General features: G+C 71.4%; 10 protein-coding genes. 9 read left to right on the top strand and 1 reads right to left on the bottom strand.

Annotated elements, in window-relative coordinates; translation table 11 throughout:
- Positions 1–126 precede the first annotated feature (126 nt).
- Entirely contained in the window at positions 127–1089 is a 963-nt protein-coding gene (locus tag BLP95_RS05610) for a zinc metalloprotease HtpX (protein ID WP_089677423.1), read from the top strand.
- 97 nt (positions 1090–1186) lie between these two features.
- On the opposite strand, the gene BLP95_RS05605 is transcribed toward BLP95_RS05610, so the two are convergent.
- Entirely contained in the window at positions 1187–1657 is a 471-nt protein-coding gene (locus BLP95_RS05605; RefSeq protein ID WP_089677422.1) for a hypothetical protein, read from the bottom strand.
- Between the two features lie 157 nt (positions 1658–1814).
- Between BLP95_RS05605 and nfo the strand changes: the two genes are divergently transcribed.
- The 8 genes from nfo (at position 1815) to BLP95_RS05565 (ending at position 12787) form a co-directional block, all read left to right on the top strand.
- Entirely contained in the window at positions 1815–2666 is an 852-nt protein-coding gene (gene nfo / locus BLP95_RS05600) for a deoxyribonuclease IV (RefSeq protein WP_089677421.1), read from the top strand.
- A gap of 105 nt (positions 2667–2771) precedes the next feature.
- Positions 2772–3767: a TRAP transporter substrate-binding protein gene (locus BLP95_RS05595; RefSeq protein WP_089677420.1), complete on the top strand. Its 996-nt coding sequence runs from the start codon at positions 2772–2774 to the stop codon at positions 3765–3767.
- A complete protein-coding gene (locus BLP95_RS05590; protein ID WP_245678691.1) occupies positions 3768–4289 on the top strand; it encodes a TRAP transporter small permease in 522 nt (173 codons plus the stop codon).
- Complete coding sequence (locus BLP95_RS05585) at positions 4286–5545, top strand: TRAP transporter large permease (protein ID WP_089677419.1); 1260 nt, start codon at positions 4286–4288, stop codon at positions 5543–5545. Before BLP95_RS05590 ends, BLP95_RS05585 begins: the two co-directional genes overlap by 4 nt.
- 79 nt (positions 5546–5624) lie before the next feature.
- Positions 5625–5819 carry a hypothetical protein gene (locus tag BLP95_RS05580; RefSeq protein WP_089677418.1) on the top strand — a complete coding sequence of 65 codons (195 nt, stop codon included), beginning with the start codon at positions 5625–5627 and terminating at the stop codon, positions 5817–5819.
- A 120-nt stretch (positions 5820–5939) separates the two neighbouring features.
- Positions 5940–8651, top strand: coding sequence for a cation-translocating P-type ATPase (locus BLP95_RS05575; RefSeq protein ID WP_089677417.1), 2712 nt, complete (start codon positions 5940–5942; stop codon positions 8649–8651).
- Positions 8652–8741: 90 nt separating this feature from the next.
- Entirely contained in the window at positions 8742–11441 is a 2700-nt protein-coding gene (locus BLP95_RS05570; protein ID WP_089677416.1) for a DUF2339 domain-containing protein, read from the top strand.
- Positions 11438–12787 carry a DUF3999 domain-containing protein gene (locus BLP95_RS05565; protein WP_089677415.1) on the top strand — a complete coding sequence of 450 codons (1350 nt, stop codon included), beginning with the start codon at positions 11438–11440 and terminating at the stop codon, positions 12785–12787. Before BLP95_RS05570 ends, BLP95_RS05565 begins: the two co-directional genes overlap by 4 nt.
- Positions 12788–13193 lie beyond the last annotated feature (406 nt).

The following is a 13193-nucleotide window of genomic DNA, read 5'->3' as shown; positions in this document are numbered from 1 at the left end:
TCCGGCATGCATTTCCATAATTGTTTGCACGGTGAGACCAATCGTTACAGACGCGGTGGCGTCGCTGCGCCTTGGCTGTCATGGCAGGCGCCGGCGGGTTAGGCTGGTGTGGACAGGAGGCTCGCCATGCTCTCTCGCTTCGCCGCCCAGCGACTTCACAACACCCTCCAGCACCTGCTGATCCTGGGCGGCATGTCGCTGCTGCTCTCGGTGCCCGCCTGGCTGCTGGCCGGGGGCACCGGTGTGGTCTGGGCCTTCGGCCTGGTGCTGCTGACCCTCTACCTCAGCGGCCGGGTGCCGGCACGCCTGGTGCTGGCCAACGCCGGGGCCGGGGTGCTGCACCGCCACCACGCCCCGCAGCTCTACCGGGTGATGGACCTGCTCTACCGCCGCGCCGGCCTTTCCCAGCCGCCATGGCTCTTCTACGTGCCCTCGAAGGACCTCAACGCCTTCGCCGTGGGGGACGCCCGGGACGGCGGCATCGCGGTGACCGAAGGGCTGCTGCGCCGCCTCTCGCTGCGCCAGCTGGCCGGGGTGCTGGCCCACGAGGTGAGCCACCTGCGCCATGGCGACACCCGGGTGATGTCCATGGCCGCGACCATGACGCGGCTGACGGTGTGGGGCGCCTTCCTGGTACAGCTGGCGCTGATCGCCATGCTGCCCATGGTGATGGCCGGCGAAATCCGCCTGCCCTGGCTGGAGCTGCTGGCGGTGGGCCTGGCGCCCACCGCCAGCACCCTGCTGCAGCTGGCGCTGTCGCGCAATCGCGAGTTCACCGCCGACATGGAGGCCGCCGCGCTGACCCGCGACCCGGAGGGACTGGCCGATGCGCTCGGGGTGCTCGAGGCACACAACGGGCTATGGCTGACCACCCTCTTCGGGCGCCGTCAGCTGCCAGGCTGGCTGCGCTTCCTGCAGACCCACCCGGCCACCGAGGAGCGGGTCGGACGCCTGATGGCCCTGGCGCGACGCCAGGGGCCGCGTCCGCCCTCCTCGCGCCCCTACCGGCCGCGGGAGCCGCTGGTGGAGGCCCGCCCCGAGCGCCGCGGCCATCGCTACTGGCTGGGCCGCCCCGACGACCGGCGCTGAGCGACCCGCAATTCGCCCGCCACGACGCAGGACGGCACCCCGCAGGGTGCCGTCCTTATCGCGCCTCGGGTCCGCCAGGCGGGCCGCGCCACCCGGCTTACTGGGCCGGCGCCTGCTGCTGTTGCTGCATCTGCTGCTGCATCTGGCGCATCTGCTGCTGGCGCTGGGCGATCTGGCGCTCCAGCTCGTCGCGCTGCTCGGCGGTCAAGGCGGCCTGCATGCGCGACTGCATCAGCACGCTCTCGGCGGTCATCTCACCGGAGAGGTCGCCCAGCAGCTCGGCATCCTGGCGGATGGCGGCCTCGTCATACTCCGGGCCGGCGTTCTGCTGCAGGCGCATCTGCACGCTCCGGGCCTCGGCCTGCAGCGACTGGATGCGCTCGCGGGAGTCGCTGAGCAGGGTCACCAGCTCCTGCTCCTGCTGCTGGTCGAGGTCGACCAGCTGGTCGAGCTGGGCCACCTGCTCCTCGGCGCTGGGCGGCTGCCCCTGGGGCATCTGCTGGGCGAAGGCCGGCACGGCCATGGCCAGGCTCAGCGAGGAAACGGCGAGGGACTTGCGCAGGGTCATGGGATCTCCTGGTTGATCGAGGTGGCCCCCGACCCTAGCGGACCGGCGCGGGTGACGTCCACCGTCGCCACGAATGGACGCCCTGGGGTTCGCCGGCCGGATCGGCGACAATCCCGGGATCCGCCACCCCGGACCACCCGACAAGAGAGCACACAGGATGAAGTACATCGGAGCCCACGTCAGCGCCGCCGGCGGCGTCGACCAGGCGGTGGAGCGCGCCGTGGCCATCGGCGCCAACGCCTTCGCGCTCTTCACCAAGAGCCAGCGCCAGTGGAAGGCCAAGCCCCTCGACGAGAAGGTCATCAAGGCCTTCCGCGACGCCTGCCGGCGCCACGGCTTCGGCCCCGGCCAGATCCTTCCCCACGACAGCTACCTGATCAACCTGGGCCACCCCGAGGCCGAGGGGCTCGCCAAGTCGCGGGCCGCCTTCCTCGACGAGATGCGCCGCTGCGAACAGCTGGGCATCGACCGCCTCAACTTCCACCCCGGCAGCCACCTGCGCAAGAGCAGCGAGAGCGACTGCCTGGCGCGCATCGCCGAGTCGATCAACCAGGTGCTGGCCGAGACCCGCGGCGTCACCGCGGTGCTCGAGAACACCGCCGGCCAGGGCAGCAACCTGGGCTGGCGCTTCGAGCAGCTGGCCGAGATCATCGCCCAGGTGGAGGACCGCACGCGGGTCGGCGTCTGCCTCGACACCTGCCACGCCTTCGCCGCCGGCTACGACCTGCGCAGCGGGGACGCCACCCGCGCCATGCTCGACGAGTTCGACGCCGTGGTGGGCATCGACTACCTCAAGGGGATGCACCTCAACGACGCCAAGAGCGAGCTCGGCAGCCGGGTGGACCGCCACCACAGCCTCGGCCGCGGCAACATCGGCACGGCCTGCTTCACCGCCCTGATGCAGGACCCGCGCACCGACGACATGCCGCTGGTGCTGGAGACCATCGAGCCCGACATCTGGGCCGAGGAGATCGCCTGGCTGCGTGAGCAGGCCGGCGCCCAGGCGTAGGCGCACACCACCCGGCGCGAGCGTGAAATTGACCGACCTCCCCGCCACAGGGCATGCTTTCCGGCGCTGGATTCGCAACTCGCTGACACACAAAGGAAACGAATAATGAACGGTTTTCTCCGCAGCACGCTGGCTCTCTCCGTCTCGCTCGCCATGGCCGCCACCGCCCAGGCCAACGAGTTCGCCGACATGGACCCGGTCACCCTGCGCCTGGCCCATGTGGTCAACGAGCAGGACGGCTTCCATATCGCCGCCATGAAGTTCGAGGAGCTGGTGGAGGAGCGCACCGAGGGCAAGGTGGACATCGAGCTCTACCCCAATGCCAGCCTGGGTGACGAGCGTACCCTGCTCGAGGGCATGCAGATCGGCACCGTGGACATGGGCGTGATCACCAACGGCCCGGTGGCCAACTTCCTCGAGGAGATGGCGGTGTTCGAGCTGCCCTTCCTCTTCCCGAGCCCCGAGGCCGCCTATGCGGTGCTTGACGGCGAGATCGGCCAGGAGCTGCTGGACCGCCTTTCCGAAGTCAACCTCAAGGGGCTGGCCTACGCCGAACGCGGCTTCCGCAACCTCACCAACAGCGAGCGCCCGGTGGAGGCCCCGGCGGACATCGACGGCCTGCGCATCCGCGTGATGGAGAACCCGGTCTACGTCGACACCTTCCGCGAGCTCGGTGCCAACGCCGTGCCCATGGCCTGGACCGAGGCGCTCACCGCCATGCAGCAGGGCACCATCGACGGCCAGGAGAACCCGGTCAACGTCATCCACTCCTTCAAGCTCTTTGAAACCCAGGACCACATGACGCTGTCGCGCCACACTTATGCGCCGGCGCTCTTCGTGATGGGCATGCCGGTGTGGAACCAGCTGCCGGAGGCCGCCCAGTCCGTGATCGAGCAGGCCGCCCAGGAGGCCGCCGAGCATGAGCGCCGGGTCAACGCCGACATGGAGGCCGAACAGCTGGCCGAGCTGCGCGAGGCGGGCATGGAGATCGTCGAGGAACCCGACATCGCCGCCTTCCAGGAGGCCGTCGCCCCGGTCTACGAGCAGTACGGCGAGCAGTTCGGCGACTACCTGCCGCGCATACAGGAGGCCCTGAAGTAAGTGCCCGACCTTGCCCATTCCCTGCTGCGACCGCTGCGGTGGAGTGAGCGCACCCTCGACGCCGTCATCGCGCCCGTGGTCGTCACGGCGATGGCGGCGTTGATCGGTGTGATCACCCTGCAGATCGTCTCGCGCGTCTTCTTCACCGCGGTGGGCTGGACCGAGGAAGTGGCCCGCTTCCTGCTGGTGTGGATCACCTTCCTCGCCGCCACCCTCGCCTTCCGTCGCGGCCGGCATATCGCCGTGACCTTCGTGGTGGACGCCCTGCCCGGGCTGCCCCGGCGCCTGGCGCGCATCGCCGCCCTGCTGGTGGCGCTGGGCTTTCTGCTCGGTCTGGTGGTCATCGGCTGGGAGTACATGCAGGTACAGAGCTTCCAGAAGTCCGCCTCGCTGCGCCTCTCCATGACCTGGGTCTATGCGGTGATCCCGCTCTCGGCAGCGATCATGGCCTGGTACGCCCTGGTGGACGTCATCGGCCTGGTGCTGGGCGAGGCGCACGAGCCCGAGGAGGAGGCCCCATGACCGCCCTGCTCTTCGCGCTGTTCCTTATCTTCATGCTGCTGGGGGTGCCCATCGCGCTGGCCATCGGCGCCAGCACCCTGGTGGCGCTCCATGCCCAGGGGGTGCCGCTGATGGTGGTCACCCAGCAGATGTTCCAAGGCATCAACTCCTTCGCCCTGGTGGCGGTGCCCATGTTCATCCTCGCCGGCGACCTGATGGCCCAGGGCCGGGTCAGCGAGCGGCTGGTGGCCTTCGCCGACTCGCTGTTCGGCTTCCTCAAGGGCGGGCTCTCCATCGTCTCGGTGGGTGCCGGCATGTTCTTCGCCGCCATCTCCGGCTCCGGGGCGGCGACCACCGCCGCGGTGGGCTCGAGCCTGGTACCCGAGCTGCGCAAGAAGGGCTACGAGCCCGCCTCGGCGGCCAGCCTGATCGCCGCCAGCGGCACCATCGGCGTGGTGATCCCCCCCTCGGTGCCGATGATCATCTACGCGGTGATCGCCCAGCAGTCGGTCTCGCAGCTGTTCCTCAGCGGCATCCTGCCGGGCATCGCCATGGGCGTGGGGCTCTCGGCCATCGCCATCGTCCAGGCCTACCGCCGCCACTACCCCCGCGGCACCGCCCTCTCCGCGGCCACCATCTGGCGCACCTTCAAAAGCGCCAGCTGGGGCCTGATGACCCCGGTGATCATCCTCGGCGGCATCTTCTCGGGGGTGTTCACCCCCAGCGAGGCGGCGGTGGTGGCGGTCAACTACGCCCTGCTGGTGTCGCTGTTCGTCTACCGTGACCTGACGCTCAAGGATGTCTACGCCATCCTGATGCGCTCGGCCATCACTACCTCGGTGATCATGCTGGTGATCGCCACCTCGGCGGTGCTCAGCTGGACCCTCTCCAGCGCTCAGGTGCCCGGCGCCATCGCCCAGGCGGTGCTGTCGCTCTCCACCGACCCGCTGGTGATCATGCTGCTGGTGGTGGCGGTCATCCTGCTCACCGGGGTGTTCATCGAGACCGCCAGTGCTCTGATCATCCTCACCCCGGTGCTGCTGCCGCTGGTCACCCAGCTGGGCATCGACCCCATCCACTTCGGGCTGATCATCGTCATGGGGCTGGCCATCGGCATGATCACCCCGCCGGTGGCGATCAACCTCTATGTGGCCTCCTCGGTGACCCGCCTGCCGCTGGAGCGGATCACCCGGGCGATCGTCCCCTACCTGCTGGGCCTGATCGCGGTGCTGCTGCTGGTGGTCTACGTGCCGATCCTCGCCGGCTGGTCCGGGTAGGCCCGCCGGGAGACGCCTGACGCCCTGCCGGCCGGCGGCGACGCCGGCCGTCGCTTCTCATCCCCTCTGGAGAGCCCCCATGTTCATCGCTCGCCCGCTAATCGCCGCCCTCGCCCTGACGCTGCTCGCCGGCTGCACCACCTACACCTATCCGGACCGCGAGAGCGAGACGGTGTGGGGCGTGCCCGCCGAGGACGAGACCCTGACCTCGGAGGAGCGCCAGAACGCCCCGACCCGCTACCGTGTGCCCGGCGAGCTGCCCGAGACGCGCTGACGCCTCTCACGGCCGGCGTTTCAGCGGCTTGGGCACGGAACCCTGTCCCGTGTCACTGCAGCGCAGCATGAGATGTGATACATCTGCCGGCATGGACCATGACCGGCCGGAGATCACGGGATGAGCGAATCACAGCAGGAGGCGGGCGCCTGGCACGCCCTGACCGGCGAGGAGGCCCTGGCACGCCTGGAGGCGTCCGCCGACGGGCTTGCCGAGGACGAGGCCGAGGCCCGTCTCGAGCGATACGGCCCCAACCAGTTGCAGCAGGCCGAGGCACGCCCGGCATGGAAGCGCTTCCTCGAGCAGCTCGCCAACGTGCTGATGCTGGTGCTGATCGGCGCCGCGGTGGCGAGCCTGGGGCTCGGCCACACCCTGGACGCCATCGCCATCTTCGGGGTGGTGCTGATCATCGCCCTGATCGGCTTCCTGCAGGAGGGCAAGGCCGAGCAGGCCCTGGAGAGCATCCGCAACATGCTCTCGCCCCAGGCCCAGGTGCTGCGCGACGGCCGGCGCCAGACGATCCCCGCCGAGGCGCTGGTGCCGGGGGACATCGTGCTGGTGGAGAGCGGCGACCGGGTGCCGGCGGACCTGCGCCTGCTCACCGCCAGGCGACTACGCACCGAGGAGGCCTCGCTGACCGGCGAGTCCACCGCGGTGGACAAGGAAACCGCGACGGTGGAGGCCGAGGCCGAGCTGGGCGACCGGACCGGCATGGCCTACGCCGGCACCATCGTGGTCCAGGGCACCGCCCGGGGGCTGGTGGTGGCCACCGGCACCCACACCGAGATCGGTCGCATCTCCGAGCTGCTGCGCGGGGTGGAGAAGCTCAAGACCCCGCTGCTGCGCCAGATCGACCGCGCCGGCCGGGTGCTGGCGATGATCATCCTGGCGATCGCCGCCCTCACCGCCGCCTTCGGCGTACTGGTCCACGGCGAGCCGGCAAGCGACATGTTCATGGCCGCGGTGGGCCTGGCCGTGGCGGCGATCCCCGAGGGGATGCCGGCCATCGTCACCATCGGCCTGGCGCTGGGGGTGCAGGCCATGGCGCGGCGCCACGCCATCATCCGGCGCCTGCCGGCGGTGGAGACCCTGGGCTCCATCTCCACCATCTTCTCCGACAAGACCGGCACCCTGACCCGCAACGAGATGACCGCCCGGGCGATCTGGCTGCCTGAGGGCGAGGTCCGCGTCGAGGGCACCGGGTTCGCCCCCGAGGGGCGCTTCCACGCCGTGGCCGACGACGGCCGGACGGGCGCGACACTCGACCTCGATGACCACCACGCCCTGCGCCACTTCCTCAAGGTGGGGGTGCTGTGCAACGACGCCGAGCTGGCCCGCGAGGAGGGGCACTGGCGCATCCACGGCGATCCCACCGAGGGGGCGCTGGTGGTCGCCGCCGCCAAGGCGGGGCTCGAGGCCCGCACCCTGCGCGGCGATCATGGCCGCCAGGACGCCATCCCCTTCGAGTCCGAGCGCAAGTACATGGCCACCCTCCACAAGGTTGACGGCAGGCACTGCCTGCTGGTCAAGGGGGCACCGGACCGCCTGCTGGAGATGTGCCACCGCGTGCGCCTGGAGGATGGCGAGGACGGCGAGCTCGATCACGATGCCTGGGAGGCGCGCATCCATGCCCTCTCCGAGCAGGGGCTGCGGGTGCTGGCGCTGGCCGAGAAGCCGCTCGATGAGGTCGCCTCGCTGGAGGATCACCACGCCGAGGACGGCCTGACACTGCTGGGCCTGGTGGGCCTACTCGACCCGCCCCGGGACGAGGCGATCGCCGCGGTGGCGGAGTGCCTGGCCGCCGGCATCCGCCCGGTGATGATCACCGGCGACCACGCGGTGACGGCGCTGGCCATCGCCCGCCAGCTGGGCTTCGCCCATACCGAGCGGGCGATCAGCGGCCGCGAGATCGAGGCGATGTCCGACGCCGAGCTCGCCGAGGTGATCCTCGAGGTGGATGTCTTCGCCCGGGCCGCACCGGAGCACAAGCTGCGCCTGGTGCAGGCGATGCAGTCCCACGGCGGCATCTGCGCCATGACCGGCGACGGGGTCAACGACGGCCCGGCACTCAAGCGCGCCGACGTCGGCGTGGCCATGGGCATCCAGGGCACCGAGGCGGCCAAGGAGGCCGCCGAGATGGTGCTCGCCGACGACAACTTCGCCACCATCGTCGGGGCCATCCGCGAGGGCCGCAAGGTCTACGACAACATCCGCAAGACCATCACCTACCTGCTGCCCACCAACGGTGCCCAGGGCCTGGCGATCCTGCTCGCCGTGCTGGCCGGCAGCCAGTTGCCGGTGACCCCGGTGCAGGCGCTGTGGGTCAACATGGTGGTGGCGGTGACCCTGGGCCTGGCGCTGGCCTTCGAGAAGGGCGAGGCGGACCTGATGCGCCGCCGCCCGCGTGACCCCGGCGCCGCCCTGCTCGACCTCTTCCTGCTGTGGCGGGTGGGCTTCGTCTCGCTGCTGCTGCTGCTCGGCGTGTTCGGGGTCTTCTCCTGGATCCTCAACGCCCAGGGCGGCAGCATCGAGCTCGCCCGTGCCGGCGCGGTGAACATGCTGGTGGTGGGCAGCGCCGCCTACCTGATCAACAGCCGCTTCCTCACCGCCAGCACCCTCTCCCTACAGGGGATCTTCGGCAGCCGCCCGGTGTGGGGCTCCATCGGCGCGGTGGCGGTGCTGCAGCTGGGCTGGACCTACCTGCCCTTCATGCAGCTGGTGTTCGGCGCCGAGGGACTGGCCGCGAGCCACTGGTTGGCGATCCTCGCGGTCGGCGTGGCCATCTACCTGGTGATCGAGGCGGAGAAGTGGGTGCTGCGGCGGCGCCACTGAGCCAGCGGGAACAGGCGACAGCCGGGCGCGGGTGACCCATGCTGGGAAGGTCCCGGGCATCCACCGACACGCCGGCGAGGGAGGGAAGCCATGCCGCTGCTGATGACACTGCTGGTGATCCTGCTGGGGCTGCCAAGCCTGGTGGCCGTGGTCGCCCTGGTGCGGCTGTCGCGGCTGAGCCGTCGCGTGGCGGCGCTTGAGGCGGCCCTGTCCCGCCCCGCCGCCGACGGCGCGTCGAGCGAACGGGCCGAGGCGGCGCCTCGAGACCGAGCGGATCGACCGGGGCCCATGGCGCCGGCGCAAGAGGCACAAGAAGCGCGCGAGGCGAGAGAGACGAAAGGGGCGAGAGAGGCGCTGACCATGGATGCCTGGCGCGAGGCCGAGGCTACCGAGCGCCCACCTGGCGAGGGCCGGCGACGCGTCTGGCGAGGTGGGCCCGCCCGTCGGCTCGCCGCCGCCACTCGCCGGGCGCGTGGCGCCGCGGCGCGCTGGCTCAGCGAGGGCAACCTGCCGGTCAAGATCGGCATCCTGGTGCTCTTCGCGGGGCTCGCGGCGCTGATCCGCCACGCCTCCACCCAGGGCTGGCTGACCCTCTCCGTCGAGCTGCGCCTGGCCGGCATCGCCGCCCTGGCCGTGGCCGCCCTGGGGCTCGGCTGGCACCAGCACCAGGCACGGCGCGCCTTCGCCCTGAGCCTGCAGGGTGGCGCCATCGGCGTGCTGCTGATGGTGATCTTCGCCGCCGCCCAGCGCTTCGCGCTGCTGCCCCTGCCGCTCGCCTTCCTGCTCAGCGCGGTGCTGGTGGCGGGGCTCGGGGTGCTCGGCGTGCTGCAGAATGCGCTCTCGCTCGCCGTGCTGGGCAGCCTGGCCGGCTTCCTGGCCCCACTGTGGCTGGCCCGCGGGCCCGGCGATCCGCTGGTGCTGTTCGGCTACTACGCCCTGCTCAACCTCGGCATCTTCGCCATCGCCTGGGTGCGCCACTGGCGTCTGCTCGAGCTGCTGGGCTTCGTCGCCACCTTCGCCATCGCCACGGCCTGGGGCGTGCTGGAGTACGCTCCCGCGCACTTCGCCGTGGCCCAGCCCTTTTTGGCGCTGTTCTTCCTGCTCTACCTGGCGATCCCGATCCTCCACGCCCGACGCGGGGCGGAGACGCCGTCCCCCCGCGCCGCGGTCAGGCGGCTCGATGGCACCCTGGTCTTCGGCACCCCGCTGCTGGCCTTCGGCCTGCAGGCCGCGCTGCTGGAGGGCGAACGGTTGCCGCTGGCCCTGTGTGCCCTGGGGGTCGCCCTGCTCTATGCCCTGCTCGCCGCCAGGCTCATCCGCCGCGCCCCCACCCGGCCGCTCGGCGAGGCCCATGCCGCCCTGGCGCTGGGTTTCGCCACCCTGGCGATCCCGCTGGCGCTCTCGGCCCGGGTCAGCGCCGGCCTGCTGGCCGTGGAGGGCGCCGCCCTGGTGTGGCTGGGCCTGCGCCAATGCCGCCTGCTGCCGCGCCTCGCCGGCCTCGCCCTGCAGCTGGTGGCGGGCCTCACGCTGCTCGCCAGCCTGCTCTTCGCCTGGACCACCGATACCCCGGTGGCCAACGCCGCCTTCATGGCCGGCGTGCTGATCGCCGCCGCCGGGCTGGTCAGCGCCGAGCTGCTGTGGCGTGACGGCCGACGGCGTTGGGCCATAGGCGCCTTCGCCTGGGGCCTGGCCGGGTGGTTCGGCATCGCCGCCCGGGAGATCGAGCGCCACGCCCCGCCGAGCCTGGCGGACGACTGGCGCCTGGCGCTGCTGGCGTTCACCGGGCTGGCCCTGGCCGAGTGCCATCGCCGCCGGCCGGCCGCGGCGCTGGCCTGGGGCGTGGCCGGCGGGCTGCTGCTCGCGGCGCTACTGCTCGGCGGTGCCCTCGAGCAGGCCCTTATGGCACCGCTCGCCGGCGGCCCCCTCGCCCCCTGGGGCTTCGCCCTGGTGATGGCGCTCGGCTATCACCAGCTCCAGGGGCTGGCGCGACACCCCGAGGCGCTTATCGGGGAGCCCCTGCCGCCCGCCGCCTGGGCCCAGGGGGCCTGGCTCGCCGCCACGCCACTCTTCCTCAGCACCCTGCTGCTGCAGCCGCTGCCCCTGAACCTGGCGCCGGCCTGGCAGCTCGCCGCCGCGCTACTGCCCTGGCTGACGCTCGCCGTCCTGCTCTGCCGCCGCCCCGACTGGGTGCTGCGCCCCCTGGTCGAGCCGGCCAGGGCCTGGCGCGTGTCGCTCGCCACCGGCGTGCTGCTGGCGCTGGCACTCGCCTGGGTGGCGCTGCTGCCGCGCCCCGGCGATCCCTATCCGCTGCCCTGGCTGCCGCTGGCCAATCCCCTGGCCCTGGCGCAGTGGACGACCCTGCTGGTGGCCTTCCAGCTGTGGCGAGGCGGCCTCTGGCCCGCGGCGCCGGCACGTCACGCCACGGCCCTGCTGGGGGGCGCGGCCTTCCTGCTGCTCACCGTGGAGCTGCTGCGCGGGGCGCACCTGGCGGGCGGCGCGCCCTGGTCGCCGGCGATGCTGGAACTCGGCCTGGTGCAGACCGGCCTCACCCTGCTGTGGAGCCTACTGGGGGTGATCGGCTGGGTGCTGGGCTCGCGGCGCCGGCAACGCACCCTGTGGCGACTCGCCGCGCTGCTGATGGCGGTGGTGCTGGTCAAGCTGGTGGTGGTGGATCGCCAGCACCTGGGCAACCTGCTGGGCATCGCCTCCTTCATCGGCTACGGGCTGCTGTGCATCGGTGTGGGCTACCTCGCCCCGGCGCCGCCGCGGCGGCAGGAGGAGACGCCATGAGACGCCTCGGCTATCTGGCACTGCTGGCCTGGCCCACGCTGCTTGGGGCCGGAACGCTCGAGGAGGAGTGGCGCCATGCCTGGCCCCTCGAGGTGGAGGCGCCGGCGGCGGCCTACCGCCTCACCCTGACCCCGGAGGTCTACCGCTCGCTGCATACCCCGGCCCTCGCCGACCTCCAGGTGGTCGACGCCCGCGGCCGGGCGGTCCCCACCCGGGTTGAGGAGGAACCCGCCCCGGCGCCGAGCGAACGCCTGCAGCCGGTGGCCTGGTTCCCGCTGCCGCCCCCACCGAGCGATACCTCGCGCTGGGAGCTGATCGGCGAGACCGATGCCTCGGGACGGCTGCGGCGCATCGAGAGCCGCGGCTCGGCGGGCGATGACGCCGCGCGCCGTGACCGAGACGCCTCCGGCGCCGCCCTGGTCGACCTGAGCGGCCTTGACGGGCCCGTCGCCGCCCTCTCCCTGCACTGGGACGCCGAGGCCCCGGTGGACAGCCTCTACCGCGTGGAGGCCAGCGACGACCTCGAGGAATGGCGGCCCCTGCTGGCCCGGGGCCGGCTGCTGGAGGTCGCCCACGACGGCCAGCGGCTCGTCCGTCGCCGCCTGGAGCTCGGCGCCACCTCGGCCCGCTATCTGCGCCTGCGCCCGCTGCCGGGCCAGCCGCCGATCGCTTTCGATGGCGTCGAGGCGGTCATGCCGGCATCCCCGGCGGCCCGGGAATCGGCCTGGGCGCTCCTCGACGGCGAGCGCCTCGCCGATGGGGAGTTCCACTACCGGCTGGCGGGGCGGCCGCCGGTCAGCCTCGCCGATGTGGTGAGCGACACCCCCTACGCCGCGCGCTGGCGGCTGGAGAGCCGCGAGGCGCCGGACGCCCCCTGGCGGACGGCGACTCGCCCCTGGACGGGCTATCGCCTAGGGGAACCCCCGGGGGAGCTGCGTTCCCTGCCCCAGGCGCTTGACGAAACCCGCCGCGACCGCCACTGGCGGCTGCTTACCGATACCACGCGCCCGGGTCCGCCACCCCGGCTGCGCCTGGGCTACACGCCGGAGCGGGTGGTGTTCCTGGCCGAGGGCGAGGCCCCCTGGCGGCTGGTGGCCGGCAGCGCCCAGGCGGTACGCCAGCCGGCCGCGGTGGCAGCGGTGCTCGAGTCGCTGCGGGCCCGCCACGGCGAGGCGTGGCAGCCGGCCGGCGCCTGCCTGGGGGCGCGCGAGACCCTGGCCGGCGAGACCGCCCTGACCCCGCCCCGGGACTGGACCCGCTGGCTGCTGTGGGGGGTGCTGATCGCCGGTACGCTGCTGGTGGGCGGCCTGGCGCTGCGGCTACTGCGTCGAAGCGACGCCACCTAACGCCGCTTGGTGCGGGCGGTGGCCTCGGCGGTGGCGGGATCCTCGGGCCAGGGGTGATTTGTATCGAATAACATCACCCTCGTTGACACTGTGATAAATACGAGATGAATCTTTACAAAACAGCATGTTATGCATCGACCAGTGCTGCTAGGCGGTATCTGTCAACAGAGTGACCAAATATGGGGCTTCAGGTAAATAAATTGGCCATTCGTTGACACCTGACTGACCACAACACGCTGCTCATCAGGCATCACTGGCATGCGGTAGAGGCTGGTTGTATTGGTGCAGCTAGGTCGGCGGCGGCCAGAGGCACCCTCGAACCGGCCTTTACCGCTCGGCGTCATGTCTTATTCTCTGACAATTGACGTCCGGACATGACATAAATTGAAGAAAGCTGTATATCGTC

This window comes from Halomonas shengliensis (assembly GCF_900104135.1).
GTDB classification, from domain to species: domain Bacteria; phylum Pseudomonadota; class Gammaproteobacteria; order Pseudomonadales; family Halomonadaceae; genus Halomonas; species Halomonas shengliensis.
Note: the sequence above shows the minus strand (reverse complement) of the source record. Positions and strands in the feature narration are given on the sequence as shown.